Below are 23,624 nucleotides of genomic sequence, written 5' to 3' on the forward strand. Positions count from 1 at the left end.
GCAGTGGCCCGAGCCATATAAAAAAACGCCGGAGAAAGTTTTTTTGGGACGGCTCAAAACGCAATTCCTAAATTAAAGTGCAATCGGATTCGTTTCTCTTTTTGCCCGTAGGCCAAGCTGACAAAGAAAGGGCCTGCGGGAGTACGAACGGCCGCACCAAGCCCGTAGCCAAGGTGTGGCGTCAAATCGCCAAAGGATTCGCCCGCATCGCCGACATCCACAAACCCTGTAATGCCATAGGTGCTGGTGATGTAATGGGTGTACTCGATACTGGCTACTGCCAAGGCTGGTGCGCCGATCACCGCCCGGCCCCGCTGCCTTCCAATGCTCTGGTAGCCATAGCCCCGAATGCTTCGTGCTCCACCCGTTCTGTAACCGAAGTCAGGCGGAACGCGATCGGTATTCGTCCACACCTTGCCCAGTTCACCTCTGAGTGTGAGCACATCATCGCCATTGACTGTCCACCAGTGCTGCGCCCTAACTCCGGCCCGATAAAACGGCTCTTGTTTGTCGATGGTTAAACCAGCGCCCAGCCCCAGGTCAATCAGATTACCTTTACGAGGATCGTAGACATCGTCGACATTACGCCGCAGCCACTGCCATGTACCAATGAACGAAGGCACCTCGTAGCGAGGCCCTCCGTCAATTTTCGTTTCGTCCCAGGCGGTAATCACGCTCCATTCAGTTTGGTAATCAACCCCGTCTCTATTTTGACGCTCTTGGCGTAACTTCCAGCCCAGTGCCGCGCGAGTCGTGTCCAGCCCCTGAATATCTTCATGCTGGAACAAGACGCCCACGCTACTTTGATAGCCTTTGATGGTGGGGGGCAAATACAAATCCGAAAAAACCGCTGGCGATCTTTATCAACACCAATACCGGTTTCTGTCCAGACTGGCTGACCAAAGACAATATTTTGTCGGTAAAGACCCTCAACACGTACACCATGATCGCTATCAGCTCCCAGCGAACCCGTGAATCGTCGTGCGGGGGCTTCCGTTACCCGAACATTGACCGGAATTTCGACTTCTCCATCTGCCCGTACTTTCTGCTGGGACGGTTCACTATCAAGCGTTACAAAGGCCCCACGAAAAAAGGTGGTGCTTTGCAGGGCTTGCTGCCATTGGTCGAGCTTGTCCTGATCATAGGGATCGCCCGGCGAATAACGCACATATCGGTCAATAAGACTGCGCGGTACCCGTTTCAGACCCGAAGTGTTGAGTTCGCCCATACGAACGCGAGGCCCGCTCTGTACGTCTAGTTCGAGATCAGCCTTGGCCTCATCGGCTTGCACAATGGCACGAGTACGCTCGTAACGGGCAAAATAAAAATCTTTGCTTTTTACATTGGTCAGTAGTTCCTGCTTGGCATCGGCCCAGCTATCGTTCAAGAAGATTTCGCCCTGCTGCAATGGCCAATCGGTGCGCAGACCTTCGAGCCGCACCTTAAACTCCGGGTCGGTAATTTGCCCTCTGAACGTTAAATCGACTTTGTCTACGACAGTACGCTCACCCGCCTTGATAATAATATCCCAGCTTTCCTGCTCACCGAGTTGCCCCACTTCAAGAGTGACCACCGCATCGTAATAACCCTGCGTCTGCAGCGCCGAAACAGTGGCATCATGCGCACGCCGCCGAAGCCTGGAGACCTCGCTAAGATCTTGGTCTTCAGCAAGACGGGTAATGGCATCAACGGCGCGGTGAATCGAACGCAAAGAGACAGGCCCCACCCCACCCGGGTCAATAATGACCTCTGGAACTGCAGCCGCAGTCACGCCGTGACTGAACAACAAGCTAAGTACGAGCCAAGCTCTGCGGACAAACATAGTGAGTCAGTGCCTATGGGTCTCTGGATCAATTTATAAAGGGCGAGGTACTACTTTGGGACGATGAGCAGAGGTATCAACAGGCAGTATCGCCACGTTGGCCGCCACCCGGCTAGCGATGTCCTGATAAATTTTCGCTTCTTTACTATTGGGTGCAGCAATGACGGTAGGAACGCCCGAGTCGGTCTGGCTACGAATGCTCATGGCCAGCGGCAAGGCGCCCAGCCAGGGGACGCTGTATTGTTCGGCCATATCCCGTCCGCCGTGCTGCCCGAAAATGGCTTCCTCGTGCCCGCACTGGCTGCAAATATGCACTGACATATTCTCGACAATACCCAGCACAGGCACATCAACCTTCTGAAACATCTTCAACCCTTTGCGAGCGTCAGCCAAGGCCATGTCTTGCGGTGTAGTAACCACGATAGCTGCTGTTACTGGCACATTCTGCGAGAGAGTCAGGGCAATGTCGCCGGTACCTGGAGGCATGTCGACAATAAGGTAATCGAGATCCATCCAGGCCGTTTGTGTCAACAGCTGTGTCAACGCCTGCGTGACCATTGGCCCACGCCAGATAGCGGGAGAATCGTCGTCAATTAAAAAACCAATGGAGTTGGCCTGTAGGCCATGCCCCACCATTGGAATCATCGTTTTGTTATCAACCGTTGTGGGTCTGCCACTTAAGCCCAGCATGATCGGTACGCTTGGTCCATAAATATCAGCATCAAGCAAACCGACACGTGCGCCCTGCATATGCAATGCCAAAGCCAGGTTTACTGACGTTGTACTTTTACCAACGCCGCCTTTACCAGAAGCCACTGCAATAATATTGCGAATGTTAGGCATAGGACGCAGGCTAGGCTGCACAGCATGGGTCGCAACTTTCAGCCCAAGCTTTAACTCAGCCAAAGTGCCCCCAACTGAATTAATGGCTGCCTCTATACGCTCGCGTATGACACCGTCCGGGTCTAAGGTTGGGTAGCCGAGCTTTAGCTCTACACTTACCTTTTGACCTTCGGCCGTAATCGTGCAACGCTCTGGGCTGACATCCAGCTTTTTCCGCGTAAACGGGTCGGTAATATCACGTAGTGCATTTAGCACCATCACAGAATTCAAACTCATTAATAGGCCCTGCTCAAAATAATAACTACAATGTCCGTTAACAATAAGAATAGCGGATCATGGGGAATTTTTTTATCTAGAACTGTCATACTTAACACTATGCATACATTTAACCAGATTATCCGGGCTGTACTCTTCGCGCTACTAACTATTATCGGCATGATTATGGCCGTTATATTCATGGCGTCTACTGCTCTTGCCATTGCTATCCTGTATGTGGTTGCGCGCCTTAGTGGCCGACCCTTTGGCATAAAGTCATACTGGAATGGCCGCCGCCGCCCAAATCCGGCACAGGCCTTTCAACAGCGTACCCATGCTAACCGTCCCCAGGGGGCGGCTAAACGTCAAAATGTCAGTGACATCGAGATGCGGGAAATCAACTAAGCCTAATTTTTACCACAGCATCTGCTATGCTCACTCGTCTACCCTTGATCCCTTGAGGGATTAGGCTGGCAAAGTAGATGTGGCTCGCTGCTACATCCCCTTACCATTTAGCTCTTCTGGTTTAAAATTTTCTTTGTGAACCGTCATCGCTATTGACGCTTTCGTACCAGAAACTCTTAAATTCGTTTTTTCCTCTCACCAAGAAGCATATGTCGCGCACGATATTCGTCACTACCGCCTTACCCTACGCCAACGGTTCTTTTCACATCGGCCACATCATGGAATACATCCAGGCTGATATTTGGGTTCGGTCAATGCGAATGTCGGGCCATACCGTGCACTTCGTAGGGGCTGATGACGCACACGGTGCGCCTATCATGCTGAAAGCCGAAGCTGAGGGAATCAGCCCTGACGAACTCGTCGAACGCATTTCGGCCGAACGCCCCAAGTATCTAAACGGCTTTCATATCGAATTCGATCATTGGCACCGTACCAACTCGCCAGAAAACGTCAAGCTTTCGCAAGAAATCTATTGCCAGCTGCGCGATGCAGGCTTTATTGAAAGCCGTAGCATCGAACAATTCTACGATCCGGTCAAAGGCATGTTTCTGCCTGATCGCTACATCAAGGGCGAGTGCCCTTCTTGCCACGCCAAAGACCAGTACGGTGACTCGTGCGAAGCCTGTAGTGCTGTTTACTCTCCAACAGAACTCATAGAGCCGTATTCAACGCTAACCAATGCACGGCCCGTGCTAAAAAGCTCGGATCACTTCTTTTTCAAGCTATCCGACCCGCGCTGCGTAAAGTTCTTGCAAGAATGGACCACCTCTAACGATCGTGCGGGACGCCCCCGCCTGCAATCCGAAGTGTTGGCCAAAACACGCGAGTGGCTAGGTACTGAAGAAGGTGACGAAGCTACCCTGAACGACTGGGACATCTCTCGCGATGCTCCTTATTTTGGTACGCCCATTCCTGATGCTCCAGGCAAGTTTTTCTACGTTTGGCTTGATGCGCCAGTCGGTTATCTGGCCTCGCTGAACGCGTACTGTAAAAAACAGAATATCGATTTCGATGCCTTGCTGGATCCTGCTGGCGACACCGAACAAATTCACTTTATCGGTAAAGATATTGTGTATTTCCACGCCTTGTTCTGGCCAGCAATGCTGAAATTCTCCGGCCGTAAAACCCCTGACTCTTTGGCTGTGCACGGTTTCATCACGCTTAGCGGTGAGAAGATGTCCAAAAGCCGTGGCACCGGTATTTCTCCGCTGCGCTACCTTGATATCGGCATGGATGCAGAATGGATGCGCTATTACATCGCGGCCAAGCTTAATTCGCATGTCGAAGACCTGGATTTCAATCCTGACGACTTCGTGGCCCGGGTCAACAGCGACCTGATCGGCAAGTACGTCAACATCGCCAGTCGCGCGTCCAACTTCATCGCCAAGTACTTTGAAGGTACCCTGGGCTATGTGGGCGACACGGCAGAAATGAACAATCAGTTCAAAGCCGTGGCTAAGAAGGTTCAAAGTGACCTTGAGCTGCGTGAGTACGGCCGTGCCATACGTCAAGTCATGACATTGGCTGACACCATCAACCAGCAATTCGACCAGGCTAAACCCTGGTTGCTGGCCAAAGACTGGTCCAACGCAGAGCAAAGCAGGAAAGACGCACTGCAAGATATCTGCTCGCGTGCCCTGGCAGGCTTCAAAGCCTTGTCAATCATGCTGGCACCTATCACTCCCACCCTGTCCAACCGTGTTGCTACTGAACTGTTCGGCCTCGACCGTGGCTTTTTGTGGTCTGATGCTGCCGAACTGCCTACAAAAATCTCTGCATTTAAACATTTGCTGCAACGCGTCGACTCTGAACAATTCGATGCGCTGTTCGAAGCCCCGCCCGAGCCAGTCGCAACACCTGGCGGCGAGGCTATTGCAGACACCATCGATATCAAAGACTTCGCCAAGCTCGACTTGCGTATTGCAAAAATCGTAGACTGCCAGCATGTGGAGGGGTCCGACAAGCTACTGCGCCTTGAACTCGATGCCGGTGAAGGCCGCCTACGCACCGTTTTCTCTGGCATCAAGTCGGCCTATTCACCCGACGACCTGGTGGGCAAGCTAACCGTTCTGGTTGCCAACCTGGCCCCCGAAAAATGCGCTTTGGCGTGTCCGAAGGCATGGTGCTGGCAGCCAGCCACGCCGACGACAAGGTCGACTCAGGCCTTTATATTCTTGAGCCATGGCCGGGCGCGACACCGGGTATGCGCATCAGTTAATACGTCATTTGCAACAGGTACAGCAAAAGGGGCCGATCATGACACGTGAAATGATCGGCTTTTCTTCGTCTGCGTAGATAAGATTTAACAAGCCGATTCCCCGGCAACACAACAGCCACTCAGCATGCTATTTCAACCTCGCAAGGAAAACCCATGAAGATCATCGCCTGCTATTCAAACAAAGGTGGAGTCGGCAAGACAGCCGTTGCGGTCAATCTGGCCTATGCCATGGCTGCGGCTGGCAAACGCACCCTGCTTTGTGATCTCGACCCACAGGGCGCCTCAGGCTTCTATTTTCGCGTAAAGCCATCAAAAAAACTAACGGACGAAGCGTTTTTCAAAGACGTCAAAATATTCACCGATGCAATCCGCGACAGCGATTACGACAATCTGGACATCTTGCCAGCCAGCATGAACTTTCGCGACTTCGACATTTTCCTGTCGCGCATGCGTGACAGCCGCTCGCGACTGAAAAAAGCCTTAAATAGTGTCAAAAAAGACTACGACGTAATCATTCTGGATTGTCCACCGACGATCTCCACGCTTTCCGAAAACGTCTTTAAATGTGCTGATGCAGTTTTGGTACCGGTCATTCCCACCACGCTTTCGTAGCGTACTTTCGAGCAGCTTATTGCCTTCTTCAAAAAAACAAGCTTCCGCCGCAAAAGCTGCATGGTTTTTTCTCCATGGTGCAAAGCGTCAAAACCCTGCATGCTGGCACTATTTTCACCATGAACGCGGCCCATAAGCGACGCTTCCTGAAAGCCCAGGTCCCTTTTGCATCGGATGTCGAACGCATGGGTGTACACCGAGCTCCGGTTATGGCAACAACGCCAAACAGCGCTGCCAGCAAGGCGTATCAGGCGCTAAGCGAGGAAATTTCGGCAAGGTTGGTTTGATAGTGAACGGACTTTGCGGGAACATTACATATCTGTAACAAGAAAGTCATAGCCTGTTGCTATCCTAAGAGCTTTAAGAACGGCAGCATAACTAATCTACTGATAGAGCAATTCAATAGATAAAGATATAGCCTCCTGCCGCCGATCGCCATGTCGGTCAAATCGTTGGATCGTCATTAAAGACAAGGAATAGCTATGCCTTCACAACCTATTTGGTGGGAAAAAACCGTTGAATATAGATTCATTCTAGATGCTGCTAGTACCAAAGATTTAGATTTTGCAGCACCATTGTCCGGCATTCCAGAAAGGTGCGGCGACGGTATTTTCGCAAAAAACTCGAAGATCATCCTTATCGAATTCAAATGCAGTAAAAATGAACTCACTTCAGAATTCGAAAAGTTTGGGTCAAACTACAACGAGGCCAAGCAAACACTCAATGACATCGACGGCCATCATTTCCTTGTGTATGGCGTTTGTAATGATGGCAAGCTAGATTTACATGCACAAACTTACTTTTCCAGCAAAAGTTCTAACGCTATGGACGTCTTCGAACACGGAGTAAAGCCAGAAGTGTTTAAAATTTACATTGAAGAATTTCTTAGGTTTAAGAAACCCGATGGGCGCAGCACAGGAGCCATGAGCTTCGACTCAATGGCTTCAATCTTCGGACTTTCTTCTGACGAAAAGACGTGTACTTCCATCTCTTTTTCAGACTATTGCGAACAGGCATTACCCGATTTGTATACCGAACATGAGTCGGAGTGGGAGTCTCCATCGAGCCCTTCGCCTGAAAGATTCTAATCGTTCAATATCTTATTGCGTCGACTACTCCCATGAAGTTTCCGCTTTCAGGTGCCGCGCCAGTTCCATGGCCTCGTGGAGCACTCGAGCGATCATAATCAGAGCAGATTGTTGACGGTATATTATAAAATGACGGGGATTGCGCACTATACCACCTTCGAAACGGGCACGTTCTCGGCTTAAACTCAAGTGCCACGATCGGACTGCTTCGCCTAGCTCAGGGCGCTTGATGCTGCCCACCCGATCAGGTTGTGCAGCGATATCACGCAACGCCGCAACAATTAACGCTTCGTAACGCTTACGCGCCACTTCACCGAACTGCCTATGCGTCCAAGCAAGAATATCGATGATATCTGATTGCGCGGAAGTCGATAGTTGATATTGCAGCATCAAACCACTATTTATATTTGGCGTACAGCTCGCAGACCCAACTGCCCAATGAAGTCGTCGAGCTGCTCGTCGTCAACCACAGTGTAGTGTCCGGTTGCTATGTCGTTCCAGCCTTGCTTGGCAGCCTGTTTAAGTACGTTGAGTTTGGCAACTTCAACGCGTTCGCGCTCTTCAATCAGGCGTAAGCCCTCCCGCAGCACTTCGCTGGCGTTCTGGTAGCGACCGGACTGCACCAGCATGTCAACGAATTCATGTTGGTGTTCACTGAGCACTACATTACGCGTGGGCATGTCATTCCCCATAGTAGATTCATGGAATAAAGAAAGCATAACAGCATTGGCATATTATGCCAATGCTGTTATCTAGCCTGACGCCCCAACAGTTCACAGTGAAATTAAAGACGATTTTTCATACTAAAGCCGTCCTTATTGCCAGTTAGCCGCAATCACCGGTGCCAACGCTGTTTGGTAGTCCGGTGGCAAGCTAGTCTGCCCACTGGTAGGTGGCGCGAAGGCCGCCATGGCGGACACCAGATTGTCTACCTGCGTATCAAGCAATGTTCTGCTGCCAGCCTGGAACTTCTCGATACGGCCAAGATCACCTTGATACCAGTCGTCTACAATCAACTTGTTTTCAGTGCCAATAACGCTGATTTCCAGATCATCGTCTACTTGACGGAACCAGAGCTGATCGTATGCATTCGTGCCAAACAAGACAATGTCTTCGTCCCCAGGCACGATCTCTTCAATTACCCGATCTACACCGCCGTTTACCGTGAACACATATCGGTCACTGCCTGCGCCGCCAATCAAGGTATCATTGCCCGAGCCGCCATCCAGCGTGTCATCGCCCATTCCGCCTTCCAGAACATTCGAGTAACGATCGCCTGTGAGTAAATCGGAATAGGCGGAACCGATGATGTTCTCGAAGCCCTGCAGTTGATCAATACCGCCCATGCCATTGCTGGCGACACCCGTTGTTAGATTCACGACCACCCCGGCGCTACTGAGTGCATAATCCACTGTGTCAATGCCCAGGCCGCCGTCAAGTGTGTTATTACCTGCACCGCCTACAATGCGGTCATTGCCAGCGCCACCGCGAATGACGTTATTCTGCGTATCGCCCAGCAGCACATCGCCGTACCCGCTACCTTGCATATCGCTGACATGCAAGTAACCATCGTGCACCCGAGGGGTGAGCGAGTCCAGATTGACTATCCGCCAGGGTTGACTCGCCAAATTCAGGTATGGCTTGCGGCAGCATTGATCGTTGGCAATACTATGGTGTATGGATGGGTGTTTAGCCGGTGGTATCGCCTAACATCATCTCGACATCGTTAATCTGCGTAGTTGGCCAAAAAAGACTATTTGCTTTTGATGATCTACCTCAGACCGACTGGCATTTCGCACAGCGTTTTTCCATTTAACTCAGGATTTTCCACCATGACACAACTTAATGTTAACGGTCAGACCAGGGACGTCAACGTCCCCGACGACATGCCTCTGCTTTGGGTACTGCGCGACGAACTCGGCATGACTGGCACTAAATTCGGCTGTGGCATGGCGCTGTGCGGCTCCTGTACGGTACATATCGACGGTCAGGCTGTCCGTGCCTGTATTACGCCCATCTCAGCCGTGGCCGGGCGCGCCGTCTCGACTATTGAAAACATCGAGAACGATCCAGTCGGTGAAGCCGTGCAACAGGCCTGGATTGAGAACAACGTCGCACAGTGCGGCTATTGCCAGGCAGGACAAATCATGACAGCTGTCAGCCTGCTTAAGGCCACGCCCACTCCGACCGAGCTCGAAATCGATAAAGCCATGAGCGGCAACATCTGTCGTTGCGGTACCTATCCGCGCATCCACGCCGCCATCCAGCAAGCCGCCAGTCACCTGGCACAAGGGGACAAGTAATGACTACAAAAACACAAAACTTTTCCCGCCGTACTTTTTACAAGGCAGCCTTAGTGCCCTGTTTCTGGCGGTCAGTGCCAACGGAGTCGTCTGGGCGGCAGATGCCAAAAAATACGGTGGTGATGCCATGCCCGGCGGAGCAGTGGACGATCCCTTGGTGTTCGTCTCCATTGCGCCTGACGGCATTGTCACCATCGTCGCGCACCGCGCCGAGATGGGAACCGGCGTGCGTACCAGCCTGCCCATGATCGTCGCCGACGAGATGGAAGCCAACTGGGATCGTGTACAAGTGGTGCAGGCCGAGGCTAACGAGGCTCGCTATGGCAACCAAAACGTCGACGGCTCGCGCAGCGTCCGACACTTCATGCAACCGATGCGACGCGTTGGCGCAGCCGCTCGCCAAATGCTTGAGGCCGCCGCTGCCGAGCGCTGGTCGGTCCCCGCCTCCGAAGTCCGCGCCGTGCGGCACGAAGTAGAGCACATCCCCAGCGGGCGACGCCTGGGCTATGGTGAACTGGCTGCCGACGCTGCCAAGCAGCCTGTACCCAAGAACGAAGCGCTTAAGCTTAAATCGCCCGCTGATTTCCGTTACATTGGTAAAGAAGCCGTACGATTAGTTGACTTGGAAGCCATCGGTAAGGGACAAGCTATCTATGGCATGGACATGCACCTGCCTGGCATGGTCTACGCCGTCGTCGCCCGTCCCCCAGTGGTAGGTGGCAAACTGCGTAGCGTACACAGCGAAAAAACGCTGCAGGTACCTGGTGTACTGAAAGTGGTTGAAATCCCTTCTTATAGCGGTGCCCCGGCCTTTCAGGCTTTGGGTGGTGTAGCAGTGGTCGCTTCTAATACCTGGTCAGCCATGCAGGGCCGCGCCGCACTCGAAATCGAGTGGGACGATGGACCTAACGCCGATTACGACTCTGTAGCCTATCGTAAAACTCTGGAAGCCGCCGCCCGTGCGCCCGGCAAACCTATGCGTAACGACGGTAACGTAAGCGAAGCCTGGACCAAGGCACCCGAGGCCAAGCGTTTCGCCGCTGAATATTACCTGCCTCATCTGGCCCATGCTTCGATGGAGCCGCCGGTGGCAACCGTCGTGGTCGATGGTGAGCAATGTGAAGTCTGGACTTCGGTGCAAAACCCGCAGGCGGCTCTGGACGTCGTGGCTGCCCGGCTTAAGCTTAAGCCTGAAAACATCAAGGTCAATGTGCTGCTGCTAGGCGGTGGCTTCGGGCGCAAGTCCAAGCCCGACTATGTGGACGAAGCCGCCATCGTGGCACAAACCATGCCCGGCACACCGGTCAAGCTGGTATGGACGCGCGAAGATGACATTCATCACGACTATCTGCATACGGTCGCCGTCGAGCGCCTGGAGGCGGTCGTTGGCAAAGATGGTCAACCCGAGACCTGGCTGCACCGCAGCGCCGCGCCCACAATCAGCTCACTCTTTGCCGAAGGCGCCAAAGGCCTTCAAGTGTTCGAGGCCGCCATGTCGGCCATCAACATGCCCTATCTGGTCCCCAACGTGCGCATCGAAAGCGCCGAAGTAGAAGCCCACGCCCGTATTGGGTGGTTCCGCTCGGTCTACAACATTCCACACGCCTTTGCTGCGCAATGCTTTATCGCCGAGCTGGCGGATCGTGCGGGAAAAGACCACAAAGAATTCGCACTGGATCTGATTGGCCCGGCACGTACATTTGATCCAGGCACCATCTCGGACACCTGGAATTACGATGAGTCACCCGAGCTTTACCCCTACGACACCGGTCGTCTGCGCGATGTAATCGAGGCCGCCACCAAAGGTGCTGGCTGGGGGCGTACGCTACCCAAAGGTCATGGCCTGGGATTAGCCTTTTGCTACAGTTTTATGAGCTACACAGCTACCGTGGTTGAAGTAGCCGTGGACGATCAAGGTGAACTGCGCGTTGTGGCCGTGGACATGGCTATTGATTGCGGACCACAGGTCAACCCCGAGCGCATCCGTGCCCAAATGGAAGGAGGCGCCGTCATGGGTTTAAGCCTGGCCCTGTCCGGCGAAATCAGCTTCGAAAAGGGTCGCGTGAAACAGAGCAACTTCCATGACTACGAGGTCATGCGTCACGCCGCCTCGCCACGCATCATTCGCACGCATTTAGTGAATGACAACCACGCTGCAGCGCCAGGCGGGGTGGGGGAACCACCTGTCCCACCCGTTGCTCCGGCATTGTGTAACGCCATCTTCGCGGCCACCGGCGAGCGGATACGCGACCTGCCTTTGTCCCACTTTAAATTTCAAGAGGTATCAGAAATTTAAAATCACCTTAAATGAAAAATGGACTGAGGATTAAACAGCTTAAACCCAGTCCATTTAATGCCTCTTGCACGATTGTGAAGGCTGAGATTAAGGCTGTGAATTCAGGTCATCTCTATTGGTTTCAGGACTTGCGTACGTAGCCCATAGAGTAATGAAACAGAGCACAAAAACCATAATGACCACCCCCATAATGTCCATGTAGCGCCAACAACCAAGTTGCCAGCATAGGTGCTATTCCCCCGCCGACGCCAGCTGCGATTTGGCAGCCTAAAGAGGCTCCACTATAGCGTACGCGCGTGCCGAATAATTCGGGTAGGTAAGCCGCTTGGGGTCCATACATAGGGCCATGGCCGAAAACCATACACACCGCAATTGCCCCCATAATGATAAGCGGATCACGGGTTTCAAGGCATAGAAACAGTGGATAAACAGACAACATCACGAAGACTGTGCCCATGTAGTACAACGTTCGGCGCCCCCACTTATCGGATAGCCACCCAAAGAATGGTATGAAAGCTATCTCTAATGCCGCACCTAACAGCACACCATTTAAGATTACCTCTCGGGAAAGCCCTAAAGTGTTGACTCCATATACGATGACAAACACCGTCAGAATATACACCCAGGCAACTTCACACACTTTAAGCCCGATACTCAAGGCTAAGTTCTTTTTGTGCTCGGCCAATATTTGCAATAATGGCGCCTTTTCTTCTTTAGCCTCGCTTTTTTCCTGGCTAGCTTCAAAAACAGGGGACTCCACAACTTTCATTCTTATGTAGAAACCGAGCGCCACTAAAACGATACTTAACAGAAACGGCACACGCCAACCCCAACTTAAGAAATCCTCGTCAGGCATTAGACTAAGCCAAGCAATCATACCGGTAGATGCCAACATCCCTAGCGGGAAACCCACCTGCACTAAACTGCCATAAAAGCCTCTCCGCTTCGCTGGCGCATGCTCAATAACCATGAGGGCTGCCCCTCCCCACTCGCCACCAATACCGATGCCTTGAACCACACGCAGTAAAACCAGTGCAATAGGCGCCCAGATGCCGATTTTCTCATAGGTCGGAAGCAAACCAATAGCAAAGGTCCCACCCCCATCAAAAACATCGTCAACATCAACATCGACTTGCGACCGATTCGATCACCAAAGTGTCCAAAAATCACCCCTCCTAGCGGTCGGGCAATAAAGCCTACCGCAAATGAAGCTAATGCGGCTAATGTCCCCATTATTGGATCAAAGGCAGGAAAAAAAGACGATTAAATATCAACGCAGCAGCTGTTCCATAAAGCAGAAAGTCATACCACTCTACAGTCGTTCCTATCACACTAGCCATGACCACACGACGCATAGACTTATCTTCGTCTTTTGCAAGAGTCGCGGTTAAGGCTGCCTCATTTATCACGCTCATCATTACCTCCTCGTTCGGGACTAGCGCCCCTTTGCTTAACCGCAAATCACTCACGGTAAGAAAATACTATAAGGAAACTTTTAATCGCGAAATAAGGGTTTACTAGTAAACTTTATACTGAATTTACATAAAAAGTTGACTATTATGAAATAAGTGATTAAATTTAAATCATCCGCTTCACCTGTTTTAAGCGGTTCAACCCAAGGAGACGCTATGAGTACCCAAGTTAAGGAAACAACGGATTCCCAGAACAAACATTTTTCCGAACGACTACAAGGCAAGCTGGAGCCGACAGAAGGGGGCTCGATTTATATAGATCCAGAGTCTATTGAATGGGAGCCCTCACAATTTGAGAAAATTTCGATGAAAGTGTTGTATCGAAATGATGATGAAGGCGAAATGACGGTATTACTAAAGTGGGAGCCAGGCGCGGTTTTACCTTTCCATCGTCATCCGGAAATCGAGCAGAGTTTTGTATTGGAAGGCTCATTCTATGACCACGACGGCATTTGCCGTGCTGGCCAATATGTGTGGCGCCGACCAGGCTCACTGCATGAAACACGAAGTGACGAAGGGTGCCTACTGCTAGCTGTCTACCGTAAACCAAATGTGTTTTTTGGCACAGCCGGTTTCAGGGCAGCCTCATAATTATAATTTGGCAGGGCAATTGCCCTGCCACTCTTGGAGCTGACATGAGTTGTGTCGTCACAGAAGCCTGCATTAACTGCGTGTATGGTAAATGTCAGGACATTTGCCCGGCAGACGCTTTTCATCGTGGACCAAATTTTATGGTTATTAACCCTCATACGTGCATAAACTGTACGTTATGCATTATTGCCTGCCCTACCCAAGCCATCGTGAATGACTACGACCTTGTATCCGACAAGCACGACTATATTCGGTTAAACAAGGAGCTTTCTGCCATATGGCCTGTAGCGCAAGAAGGTAGCCCAGCCCTGCCTGATGCCGACTACTGGGCCACTCAAAGCGACAAACATCATCTACTTTAATTCCGCCTCTAGCACCGCCGGCTCTCTCTAGCAGTGCCCGCCCCACTCCACCTCATGCGTTATAATTTGACGCGAAGCCTTCCCTTCTGACACAGCTCAGCAATGGCTTATCTTCATCTCGCGGGCTTGCTCACCCTTATAAAAGCGCGTGGGCTCTGGCTGACTCATAACATTAAAACCTTAGGCGGCGCATGAAAGAGGACATTAACAAATGACTCAAACTAACGATATTCTTGACATTAACGAGACTCCCGAGGAAGAAGAAGCTGCGGTTTGCCAACGCTTACGTGAATTACGTAAAGAACGCCGCCTAACACTAGATGTTTTAGCCGAGCGCTCTGGCTTTACCAAAGGCTATTTGTCAAAAATCGAGAATGGTACCAAAGCCCCGCCCATCGGTACATTAGCTCGTATCGCCCGGGCTATGAGTGTAGATTTAAGCGTATTTTTCGTCGATGAGAGTGCTAATGAGCATCAGCTATTACTCAGCCCAGACTCCCCCATTTCAGTCGTACACAGTTGGGAACGCAAGCCCGTCAGCCGTGGAGGTACAGAGTATGGGTATGACTACGTCAGTTTGGCCCATAAAAAGTCCAACCGCAGCATGGATCCATTCATTTTCACTTATCCGCAAACCACGGAAACACATGAGTTTTTTGAACACACTGGGGAAGAGTTCATCTATTTGCTAACTGGCAAGGTAGAATTCGAATTCAAGATTCATGGGCAACTGACCCGCTTCCTGCTAGAGGCAGGCGATAGTGTTTATTTTGAATCCAGTACCCCTCATCGCGGACGCGCATTAGAGGGGGAAGCCCAGGCTATTGTGGTTATCACAGAAACAGACGAATGAGAGCTCTTTAACGTACAAACTACGTTGACAAAAAGGAAACTCCGCATCACTATTAGGAAACACACAAAAGGAGTTTTCTATGCGTATCGGTATTATTTTTTATGATGACGTTGAGCCCATCGAAGTTGGCATCTTAGGAACATTATCTATGGCGCGTCGAATAGCGCCCGAGCTTAGCTATCACACTATCTCCCAAGAAGGGCAAAGCGTCACACTGCGAAATGGCCTGAAAATTGAAACTGATTTCAGCTTCGCAGAAGGCACCAGCAGCTGATATCACGCTCATTACAGGTGGCCCAGGCTGGCAAACACAAATACAAAATCAGCAACTACTACACTTCCTACAACAACGACACGAACGAGGAGACACACTTGTAAGTGTCTGCACCGGCGCGTTACTGCTGGGCGCGGCCGGTTTGCTACGTAACTGTAAAGCCACAACGAAAGCGGTCTATGCTGAGCCCGAATCTCCCCCGCTGGAGACATTGGCTGCGATCGAGCCTACCTGCCAAGTACAAGCCGCTCTCTTGGTTGATGAAGGAAATATTATCACTGGCGGAGGGGTTAGTTTATGCATCGATCTCACTCTTTACCTAATAGAACGTTTTCTGAGTGAGGACACGAGCGATGAAGTAGCCAGAATCATGGAGTACAGCTCTGCACGAGTTGCAAACCGTGAGCGCTTACCCCTCATCATTCAGGCTCCCACCACCTCAACTTAACGTCGTTTCACGCCGACCTTAAAGGTAGTTTCTTGTGGTAGAGCTAGAGCCTGAACCCCTTGTTAATTTACGGCGTTCAGGCTCATATTCCAACTGCCACGTGCCGATTCCGCCACCAATATACATAGAAACAGGATGTAGCCTGGCTCTCAGAGCTTATCCAAGATTGCTTAAGCATTTGATTTAGCTATTCATTTTGACATTCACATAACTGTCATATATGATTCATCAACTCGGTCAAAAAATAAAAATCAACAAAACCGGTTTAGCCCCAGCCGTTTAGCAACGTTCTGAACAAGGTGGCTATCTCATGCATCACTTGGCTTATCTAGCTCCAGCAGGAGCGTATATACACGGCTTGATTGTGCCTTGCGCTCCGTGGTTTCTTGGTTTTTTCTACGTTTTTTGTTTTCTGTAACGAAGCGGGTGCAATAGCGACGCACGTCGCCATACGCTGCTCCCCTGATTTGAGCCCCTGAGCTCACGCACATAGAGCCCTATTTCAGTTTCTGTCGTACAGCTTCTATGTGCTATGCGTTTGCGCAAATTTCTTGTCGGACTCAATCCAGTCCGATGACTGCGCGACGCCATTTTGTTTTATTGATTGGCAATCAATAACCATCTTCTCTTGGAGGTATGATTTATGAACCCTATACAAATCGCAATCGTCGGTATGGGTAACTGCGCCAGTTCGCTATTGCAGGGACTGGAGTATTACCGCGATAAAACCCCAGAAGATGCCATCGGGCTGATGCACTGGGAAATTGCTGGTTATCGTCCCGGTGACATTAACGTTGTGGCTGCATTCGATATTGATGCGCGAAAAGTAGGCCTAGACGTCAATGAAGCAATTTTCTCGGCTCCGAACTGCACTACAGTTTTCCAGGCGGAAATGCCCAGCAGTGGCGTAAAAGTATCGATGGGACCAGTGCTGGACGGTTATTCTGAACACATGAAAGACCATCCTGCACATCAAAGTTTTTGAAGTCAGACGCCATAGAGCCCAGCCGTCAGGAAGTCATCCAGCTATTACGCGAATCGGGTGCTGAAATCATGCTGAACTATCTCCCGGTAGGCTCTGAAGAGGCCACACGTTTTTATGCCGACTGCGCACTTGAAACCGGCATCGCCTTCATTAACTGCATCCCCGTATTCATAGCCAGTGACCCGGTGTGGGCCAAGAAATTTGCTGATCGCGGCATTCCACTGATTGGCGATGATATCAAAGCTCAGCTAGGCGCCACTATCACTCACCGGGTACTGACCGACTTATTCGCACGCCGAGGTGTACGTCTTGAACGCACCTATCAGTTGAATACTGGCGGTAATACCGACTTCATGAATATGCTGAACCAGGATCGTTTGGCGTCCAAACGTGAATCCAAAACCGAGGCTGTCCAGGCTGCGGCGGCAACAAGGCTGCACGACGATGACATACATGTAGGGCCGTCCGATTATGTCGCCTGGCAAAAAGATAACAAGATTTGCTTTATCCGCATGGAGGGCAAGTTATTTGGTGACGTTCCCATGAACTTAGAGCTTCGGCTTTCAGTTGAAGACTCCCCAACTCCGCAGGTGTCGCCATTGACATGATCCGTTGCGCCAAGCTCGCGCTTCTGAATGGCGAGGGTGGTGTTATAGCCGGGGCCTCTGCCTTCTTCTGCAAGCATCCCCCTCGGCAACTGACAGACGACGCTGCCTACGCTGAGGTAGAGCGTTTTATAAGCACCCCAGTGACAACGGCTGAAGTCGCCTGATTTTAATGAAACCATGACGCGCTGCTCCTCAGTCTGGGGCGTAGCGCGGTTACAGTAATCAGGAGACCTGTATTTATGCAAGCAGTCATTCTCGCTGCAGGCCGGGGTACACGCCTGCAGTCGCTAGGCTCAAGCAAACCGCTCGTCAAGCTCCTGGGCATGAGTTTGATCGAAAGAAATATCCGTGCATTGATACAAACCGGTGTCAGCGATATCGTCATCGTGACCGGTCATGAAGCCGCTTCCCTCGAAAAAGAGCTGGCTGCGCTTCGTAAACAGTTGCCCTCGGCTCGTCTACAAACCATACACAACCCTGACTGGGCCAGCACCGAAAATGGCCAGTCCTTGATCGCGGCTGCCCCGATAGTGCAGAGCCACTTTATCTTGTTGATGGCGGATCATGTCTATGACGTGGCGCTGTTGCAAGGCCTATGCGCAGCCACGCCCCCTGCTGACGGTGCCGTTTTAGCTGTAGACAAGCGCTGCTCCCGCCACGACATTGATCTGCAGGATGTCACGAAGGTACAGGTGGATGAACGCTATATCAGTCAAATTTCCAAGTCGTTATCACACTTCAACGCCTTTGATACAGGTGCGTTCTTATGTACGCCAGGCATGTTGAAAACAGCGCTGGAGACTGCAAAGGAAGGCCAGAGCTCTTTGAGTCACATCATGCGCAAACTGATTGACTCTCAACAATTAACAGCCTATGACATCGGCGATTGCTATTGGCAAGACGTAGACACACCGGCCAGCTTCACCTTAGCTGAAGCCCAGCTGCTTGATTCCGCTACCCGGAAACATGCAGATGGCCCTGTAGCCAAACACCTTAATCGACGCCTGTCCCGTCCCATCAGCCGATATTTTGCGCAGTATGGCTTAAGCCCAAATCTTATTTCAGTCATTGCTTTTTGCACCGGTATCCTGGCGGCGTGGCTGTTGAGCCGGGGCGGCTATGGCTCCTTGTTAATAGGCGGTGTGCTGGTGCAACTGGCATCGGTCATTGATGGCTGTGACGGAGAGGTCGCCCGACTGCACTTGCGTAGCTCAAGCTTCGGAGGCTGGTTTGACGCGATTCTGGATCGCTACGCTGACGCAGCAATCCTGGCTGGCCTGACTTGGCATGCAATGAGCATTCACGATACAGGATGGGCATTTATGGCTGGCCTACTGGCTATTACGGGAAGCTTCGCAGCCAGCTACAGTGCACATAAAGCGGATTTACAATCCACTGATAGCCGATGGCGCATGGGCCGCGACACGCGTAGTGCCCTGATCATGCTTGGAGCCATCAGCAATCTTGTACTTCCTGTGCTATGGGTGGTCGCATTACTGATGAACCTGACAGTCGTTCACCGCATACTGAGCATGAGAAAGCGTGAACTATGACACCACAGCCCCTGGACATTGCGCCAACAACGCTACATCTGCTGCTGAGTGCTGTGCATCGCACCCTGGATGCCTCCCCGTGCCTGAAGACTTGGGCCACGCCAAGAACACCCTGGAGTGGCTTCTTCGGCTTAACCCCGATGCCGACCACGCGCTGATGGTCGCCGCCTATGCGCATGATATAGAACGCGCCAGGCCTGATCGTTATCAGCGCCATATGTTCGCCAACTATGACGACTTTAAGCGCGCGCACGCCAGAGAAGGCTCGCTCAGGCTAAGCGAGCTTTTACGCAATTATCCACTGAGCCAGGCTTTTATCAATGAATGCGCACGGCTGGTTGAACATCATGAGCATGGCGGAGATGCCCGCAGCGATGTGCTTAAGGACGCCGACAGCCTGTCCTACTTTGACCACAATCTGGCATTTTACTATGAGCGGGAAGGCTATCAGAGCACGTTGAAGCGGGCCAGATGGGGGTATCAACGGCTATCAAGCCGTGCTCAAGCCCGGTTTCATACCCTTGCTCCCGAGGATCCTGTACTGCAGCTATTGTTACGTGAAGCTTGTTGAATAAAAATGACTTGAGTAAATCGTTGAACCAGCTAGGCGGCAAAGGGATCGTTACCTATTACCGCTGATTCGACATTCCAGACGCGCGAGCTTACTTGACGCAACAGCCCCTTTTACTTATAAAGAGCAACGGGCTCTTAGTTATCTATCTGCCCACTATAGATTATAAAGTCTCAGAAGCTCCACCGCAGCCCATCCCTGAGGAAGCAAGCGCGGCCGCACGTAGGGCGCTCCTGCCCTAGATCGGCGGTCTAACGCCGTCCGTCGTCCGGACCAAAGAAGGAACACATGGCAATTTTTGAAGTCGACTGTATCGTCAAAGAGCTGGAAGATATTCGCGGCGAATGGCGCGATTCGCAACAGCGTTCGCGTGACTCCGGTGCACGTGAGTTTCCCTCCCGCACTGCGCTGGAAGGCATCATGGAGAAGCTGAAAGGCGCGCTCTTCCCCATGCGCCTGGGCCCACAAGACCTGCGGCACGAAAATGAAAAATTCTACGTTGGTTACACCCTGGATGCGGCGCTGCATGGTTTGCTGACGCAGGCCAAACTCGAACTTCACTACGGTGCCCGTCATGCCCCGCCCGACTGCTCCCGAATAGAAGCACAGGCATTGGCTGCGGTGCGTGAGTTTTCTGCAGCCTTGCCCGGTATTCGCCGCCTGCTCGATAGCGATGTCCTCGCCGCCTACCAAGGCGATCCTGCCGCACGCAGCGTCGACGAAGTCCTGTTGTGCTACCCGGGTATGTTGGCATTAATCCATTACCGCCTGGGGCATGAACTCTACCTGCTCGGATTACCCTTACTGGCGCGCATCGTTACCGAGCTTGCACATAGCGAAACGGGCATCGACATTCACCCAGGAGCACAAATCGGAGCCAGCTTTTTTATCGACCACGGCACCGGGGTTGTTATTGGCGAAACGGCACGGATCGGTGCACGAGTCAGGCTCTACCAAGCCGTAACCCTAGGTGCAAAGCGCTTCAGTACCGATGCCGAAGGCAATCTCGAAAAAGGACTGCCTCGTCACCCTATCGTCGAAGACGACGTCATCATTTACGCGGGTGCGACGATTCTGGGACGAGTCACGCTGGGCAAAGGCGCGGTTATTGGTGGGAACGTTTGGATCACCGAAGACGTGGCGCCTGGTGCCAGCGTTACGCAGGCGAGCCTGCGGAGCACGCTGTAGTCGGCGGCTGCAGAGGTCATCGGGTAGACGTCTGCGCGGGCCATTTGGAGTTCGGCCCCAAGTATGAAGATATTCGATGATTACAAGGGCGCAAGCTGAGCAATGCCGTGGTCACGCAGCACAGTGGAGCCAGTGTGGAGCGGGTGAAGGAAACAGTAAAGCCCGCCTACCCCCTTGATTAACAAAGGTTTTATTCAGTTCGAATAGTGCGGATGTACCCAATAACGTACCCATCCACGACCACTATAATACGCGAAGTCTGGCGAAGGCCATAGAGCGCCGTCGAGTTCTACACAACGCTATCGAAAACATGTAGACCAATGCCAGAGCGACGCACAGTATTATTGAGCGTTATAGAGCGGGGATAAGTTCGTAGTCAATCTCGGAGCAAACGGCGAGAACTGCCGCTTTAACCCACCACGCCACGAAGCGAGGCCGTGCCAGCACAGCGCCGCGCCCGTTCGATAAACCGCTTGGCCCTCTCCGAAGCGCCGTCGCAATAAAGCAGGAACGTTGTAATCGTGTGATCGTCTGCGTGAAGAGGTCTCGCAACGATACCGGCGTCTCGCGCCGCATCAATCCGGGAGCATGCGGCCAGCCCGACACCATAGCCGGCCGCTACCACAGTTGCCATGAACTCAAAACTGCGCGCCTGAGCTGCAACGTGTGGTGTCATTTCAGCCTTCACGAACAAGGCTTGCACGTAATAGTGCATGGCCGCGCAGACCTCGGAATGCCACATCACCACCGGATAGTCCGCAAGTGTAGACAACGGGATGGCTGCATAGGTCAGTAGTGGTGAGCGCGCTGGCACCAGGACCGCCAGTTCGTCATGCCAGAGCGGCTGCATCTTCAGGCCGTGTTCGCCCCCACCATCAAGGGTAAATCCGAGTTCGTAGCGGCCGCCTTTCAGACCCTCGATTTGCTCTGCCAGGGCAACCTCAAACAGTGCGACGGGCGTTTCAGGCTCCTCTACGCGCTGGCGAGCTAGAAGCGTTGCCAGCTGTGCGTGGATCGCGCCAAACGATACGGCGATTCGCAAAGGTCGCCGATCAGCGTTGGAGGGCATATTGTTCTCCTTATTCGCAGAGGACTGTCGTTCTTCGTTAAAAGCCGGAATAGTGCCAAAGTCTTCGCTAAAGCTGAACTAGCCGGACGGCCGACATCTGGATGAGGGGCAGCTCATGCCTCCAACTACCGCCTAATGTCTTCTCCTCAAAACAAGAAGCTAGTTCAACACTTCGTTCACATCCTCTACGCTTCATTTCCGAGTCCGGGATTTAATGGACGAGCCCACGTTTAACGGCGACAGTCCAGGAATTAGCGGAGAACGACAGCCTAAGTCAAAAAATAAGGCTTAAATCTTACCATGAGTTAAATTTAACGTGGTTTGATTTACGGTGTCGTACGAAGCTTTTGCTGATGCAGAAGCGTACTATCCAACGAGGCCGGCCGACCGGCACCACCACCTATGAAGCAGGGCCAGCCATTGCGTTTGGCATGGCCGTTCGGGCAGCAAGAACAGAGTTGGGCATCGCCCAAGAAACGCTCGCCCACCTAGCAGGCATCGAACGTTCGCATATGGGGAAGATTGAGCGTGGCGAACATATGCCGAACCTGGCGATTATTCTGCGTATCGCCAGGGCACTGAACAAAAGCGCGAGTGAACTGATAGCGGCCACTGAGAAAAACCTACAGACTGAAGCCAACGAAAACGACGGGTAATATTGCTACAGCAATGACATGCCGTCAGCCTCTCCAAGTTGAATTCGCTCGATAAATCGACTCAATGGTTCAGAAACTCCAGCCCGAGGATATAGCAGGTAGGTCATCAATGTCGCTTCTCCTTGCGGCCCTTCCAGAGCCCGAGCCACCACATCCGGGTGTCTGTACATGCCGATCTGGGTGGCAGTGGCAAAGCACAGACCATAGCCAGCGGCCACCAGCGTCAAAGCGATGCTTAAGGAACTAGCTTGTGCGATCACAATGGGCTCGACATTCACCCCACGCAGTAGTTTGACGATCTGCTGCAGGTAGCCTTCGCACTCATGGGGATGACACATCACCAACGGGTAGCGCAACAACTCCTCCACCGGGATCTGTGCATGCATCAGCAAAGGATGGCGTGCGGCCATGGCTATTACTAGTGGATCACTCCAGGCAGAATAAGCAACGATATCGTCTCCCGTTTCGGAGGAGCGAGCGAACCCGGCATCAAACGCGCCTTTTCGTAACCCTCGCAACTGCTCGGCTAGTGGTACGTCGAACAGGCGGATCTCCACTTCAGGATCTTCCTCACGGCAGCGCGCCAACAGCGCTGCCAGTCTAGGTTCCGCAGCTCCATCAGAGACGGCAATACGCAGCGTGCCGCGATAACCCGCTGCCGCTGCCTTAGCACTCGCCGTAGCTTGGTCGAGACTGGTAAATACCCGACGCACGTTCTGCAGAAAGACTTCACCAGCGAGGGTCAGATGCGTACCACGTCGATCGCGCTTAAACAGCAGCACGCCCAATTCGCCCTCTAGGTGCTTGATGGTGCGCGACAGCGGTGACTGCTCAATGTTCAGCCGCTCAGCGGCACGGGCGAAGTGCAGCTCCTCAGCCAGTACGATGAAGGCACGTAGATGGCGTAGTTCCATGCTAAATCGCCACCGTCCGGCAGCCAAAGAATGACGACTGCTTGATCATGCTCTTGATCGGCTTGTAATATACGATGCGCCGGAGAATGTCGAACTGCGGGCACAATTTGAAGATCGAAACGTTAAAACCATTCTCTTTCAGCCTCGAACTTATGTACTGCTCATTAACAACCAAAGC

Annotated in this window: 25 protein-coding genes and 2 pseudogenes; 18 read left to right on the forward strand and 9 right to left on the reverse strand. The window is 52.2% G+C overall.

The window, feature by feature from the left end; all coding sequences use genetic code 11:
• Positions 1 to 53: 53 nt before the first annotated feature.
• Both L1889_RS11600 and apbC read right to left on the reverse strand, forming a co-directional pair.
• A pseudogene (locus L1889_RS11600) lies at positions 54 to 1,822 on the reverse strand (autotransporter assembly complex protein TamA).
• 33 nt (positions 1,823 to 1,855) lie between these two features.
• On the reverse strand, positions 1,856 to 2,941 hold the full coding sequence (gene apbC, locus L1889_RS11605) for an iron-sulfur cluster carrier protein ApbC (protein ID WP_238665250.1): 1,086 nt from the start codon (positions 2,939 to 2,941) through the stop codon (positions 1,856 to 1,858).
• 99 nt (positions 2,942 to 3,040) lie between these two features.
• Between apbC and L1889_RS11610 the strand changes: the two genes are divergently transcribed.
• The 5 genes and pseudogenes from L1889_RS11610 to L1889_RS11630 all read left to right on the forward strand — a co-directional run bounded on the left by L1889_RS11610 (position 3,041) and on the right by L1889_RS11630 (position 7,303).
• Positions 3,041 to 3,325: a hypothetical protein gene (locus tag L1889_RS11610; RefSeq protein WP_238665251.1), complete on the forward strand. Its 285-nt coding sequence runs from the start codon at positions 3,041 to 3,043 to the stop codon at positions 3,323 to 3,325.
• Positions 3,326 to 3,534: 209 nt separating this feature from the next.
• A pseudogene (gene metG / locus L1889_RS11615) lies at positions 3,535 to 5,603 on the forward strand (methionine--tRNA ligase).
• Between the two features lie 153 nt (positions 5,604 to 5,756).
• Positions 5,757 to 6,215 (forward strand): ParA family protein, encoded by a 459-nt coding sequence (locus L1889_RS11620; RefSeq protein WP_238665252.1) that lies wholly within the window; start codon positions 5,757 to 5,759, stop codon positions 6,213 to 6,215.
• Positions 6,216 to 6,289: 74 nt separating this feature from the next.
• A complete protein-coding gene (locus L1889_RS11625) occupies positions 6,290 to 6,502 on the forward strand; it encodes a ParA family protein (protein WP_238665253.1) in 213 nt (70 codons plus the stop codon).
• A 195-nt stretch (positions 6,503 to 6,697) separates the two neighbouring features.
• The gene (locus tag L1889_RS11630; protein ID WP_238665254.1) at positions 6,698 to 7,303 is read left to right on the forward strand and encodes a hypothetical protein; all 606 of its coding nucleotides are present in this window, start codon (positions 6,698 to 6,700) and stop codon (positions 7,301 to 7,303) included.
• A 24-nt stretch (positions 7,304 to 7,327) separates the two neighbouring features.
• Here L1889_RS11630 and L1889_RS11635 read toward each other — a convergent pair whose 3' ends face one another.
• The 3 genes from L1889_RS11635 to L1889_RS11645 all read right to left on the reverse strand — a co-directional run bounded on the left by L1889_RS11635 (position 7,328) and on the right by L1889_RS11645 (position 8,931).
• A complete protein-coding gene (locus L1889_RS11635; protein ID WP_238665255.1) occupies positions 7,328 to 7,693 on the reverse strand; it encodes a type II toxin-antitoxin system RelE/ParE family toxin in 366 nt (121 codons plus the stop codon).
• An 11-nt stretch (positions 7,694 to 7,704) separates the two neighbouring features.
• The gene (locus tag L1889_RS11640; RefSeq protein ID WP_238665256.1) at positions 7,705 to 7,983 is read right to left on the reverse strand and encodes a type II toxin-antitoxin system ParD family antitoxin; all 279 of its coding nucleotides are present in this window, start codon (positions 7,981 to 7,983) and stop codon (positions 7,705 to 7,707) included.
• A 135-nt stretch (positions 7,984 to 8,118) separates the two neighbouring features.
• Complete coding sequence (locus tag L1889_RS11645; RefSeq protein ID WP_238665257.1) at positions 8,119 to 8,931, reverse strand: calcium-binding protein; 813 nt, start codon at positions 8,929 to 8,931, stop codon at positions 8,119 to 8,121.
• Between the two features lie 204 nt (positions 8,932 to 9,135).
• Between L1889_RS11645 and L1889_RS11650 the strand changes: the two genes are divergently transcribed.
• Positions 9,136 to 9,606, forward strand: a complete 471-nt coding sequence (locus L1889_RS11650; protein WP_238665258.1) for a (2Fe-2S)-binding protein — start codon at positions 9,136 to 9,138, stop codon at positions 9,604 to 9,606.
• Positions 9,607 to 9,733: 127 nt separating this feature from the next.
• Positions 9,734 to 11,902, forward strand: coding sequence for a xanthine dehydrogenase family protein molybdopterin-binding subunit (locus tag L1889_RS11655; protein ID WP_238665259.1), 2,169 nt, complete (start codon positions 9,734 to 9,736; stop codon positions 11,900 to 11,902).
• 121 nt (positions 11,903 to 12,023) lie between these two features.
• Here L1889_RS11655 and L1889_RS11660 read toward each other — a convergent pair whose 3' ends face one another.
• Both L1889_RS11660 and L1889_RS11665 read right to left on the reverse strand, forming a co-directional pair.
• The gene (locus tag L1889_RS11660) at positions 12,024 to 12,980 is read right to left on the reverse strand and encodes an MFS transporter (protein ID WP_238665260.1); all 957 of its coding nucleotides are present in this window, start codon (positions 12,978 to 12,980) and stop codon (positions 12,024 to 12,026) included.
• A 154-nt stretch (positions 12,981 to 13,134) separates the two neighbouring features.
• Positions 13,135 to 13,317: a hypothetical protein gene (locus L1889_RS11665; protein ID WP_238665261.1), complete on the reverse strand. Its 183-nt coding sequence runs from the start codon at positions 13,315 to 13,317 to the stop codon at positions 13,135 to 13,137.
• A 213-nt stretch (positions 13,318 to 13,530) separates the two neighbouring features.
• Here L1889_RS11665 and L1889_RS11670 point away from each other — a divergent pair, with 213 nt between their 5' ends.
• The 10 genes from L1889_RS11670 to epsC all read left to right on the forward strand — a co-directional run bounded on the left by L1889_RS11670 (position 13,531) and on the right by epsC (position 20,807).
• The gene (locus tag L1889_RS11670; RefSeq protein ID WP_238665262.1) at positions 13,531 to 13,965 is read left to right on the forward strand and encodes a cupin domain-containing protein; all 435 of its coding nucleotides are present in this window, start codon (positions 13,531 to 13,533) and stop codon (positions 13,963 to 13,965) included.
• Positions 13,966 to 14,009: 44 nt separating this feature from the next.
• Complete coding sequence (locus L1889_RS11675) at positions 14,010 to 14,327, forward strand: DUF3470 domain-containing protein (RefSeq protein WP_238665263.1); 318 nt, start codon at positions 14,010 to 14,012, stop codon at positions 14,325 to 14,327.
• 211 nt (positions 14,328 to 14,538) lie between these two features.
• Positions 14,539 to 15,180, forward strand: coding sequence for a helix-turn-helix domain-containing protein (locus L1889_RS11680; protein ID WP_238665264.1), 642 nt, complete (start codon positions 14,539 to 14,541; stop codon positions 15,178 to 15,180).
• 79 nt (positions 15,181 to 15,259) lie between these two features.
• Positions 15,260 to 15,454, forward strand: a complete 195-nt coding sequence (locus L1889_RS11685) for a type 1 glutamine amidotransferase family protein (protein WP_238665265.1) — start codon at positions 15,260 to 15,262, stop codon at positions 15,452 to 15,454.
• Positions 15,414 to 15,902 (forward strand): DJ-1/PfpI family protein, encoded by a 489-nt coding sequence (locus L1889_RS11690; protein ID WP_238665266.1) that lies wholly within the window; start codon positions 15,414 to 15,416, stop codon positions 15,900 to 15,902. The genes L1889_RS11685 and L1889_RS11690 overlap by 41 nt, the downstream gene beginning before the upstream one ends.
• Positions 15,903 to 16,545: 643 nt before the next feature.
• A complete protein-coding gene (locus L1889_RS11695) occupies positions 16,546 to 16,887 on the forward strand; it encodes a hypothetical protein (RefSeq protein WP_238665267.1) in 342 nt (113 codons plus the stop codon).
• Positions 16,884 to 17,495, forward strand: a complete 612-nt coding sequence (locus L1889_RS11700; RefSeq protein ID WP_238665268.1) for an inositol-3-phosphate synthase — start codon at positions 16,884 to 16,886, stop codon at positions 17,493 to 17,495. The genes L1889_RS11695 and L1889_RS11700 overlap by 4 nt, the downstream gene beginning before the upstream one ends.
• A gap of 239 nt (positions 17,496 to 17,734) precedes the next feature.
• A complete protein-coding gene (locus L1889_RS11705) occupies positions 17,735 to 19,048 on the forward strand; it encodes an NTP transferase domain-containing protein (RefSeq protein ID WP_238665269.1) in 1,314 nt (437 codons plus the stop codon).
• Between the two features lie 79 nt (positions 19,049 to 19,127).
• On the forward strand, positions 19,128 to 19,619 hold the full coding sequence (locus L1889_RS11710; protein WP_238665270.1) for a DUF4202 family protein: 492 nt from the start codon (positions 19,128 to 19,130) through the stop codon (positions 19,617 to 19,619).
• 288 nt (positions 19,620 to 19,907) lie between these two features.
• Positions 19,908 to 20,807 (forward strand): serine O-acetyltransferase EpsC, encoded by a 900-nt coding sequence (gene epsC / locus L1889_RS11715; RefSeq protein WP_238665271.1) that lies wholly within the window; start codon positions 19,908 to 19,910, stop codon positions 20,805 to 20,807.
• A gap of 409 nt (positions 20,808 to 21,216) precedes the next feature.
• On the opposite strand, the gene L1889_RS11720 is transcribed toward epsC, so the two are convergent.
• Complete coding sequence (locus L1889_RS11720) at positions 21,217 to 21,876, reverse strand: LysR family substrate-binding domain-containing protein (RefSeq protein ID WP_238665272.1); 660 nt, start codon at positions 21,874 to 21,876, stop codon at positions 21,217 to 21,219.
• 353 nt (positions 21,877 to 22,229) lie between these two features.
• Between L1889_RS11720 and L1889_RS11725 the strand changes: the two genes are divergently transcribed.
• Entirely contained in the window at positions 22,230 to 22,532 is a 303-nt protein-coding gene (locus tag L1889_RS11725) for a helix-turn-helix domain-containing protein (protein WP_238665273.1), read from the forward strand.
• Positions 22,533 to 22,537: 5 nt separating this feature from the next.
• Here L1889_RS11725 and L1889_RS11730 read toward each other — a convergent pair whose 3' ends face one another.
• Entirely contained in the window at positions 22,538 to 23,446 is a 909-nt protein-coding gene (locus L1889_RS11730; protein WP_238665274.1) for a LysR family transcriptional regulator, read from the reverse strand.
• Positions 23,447 to 23,624: the final 178 nt, after the last annotated feature.

It is taken from the genome of Paenalcaligenes niemegkensis (assembly GCF_022230885.1).
GTDB classification, from domain to species: domain Bacteria; phylum Pseudomonadota; class Gammaproteobacteria; order Burkholderiales; family Burkholderiaceae_B; genus Paenalcaligenes; species Paenalcaligenes niemegkensis.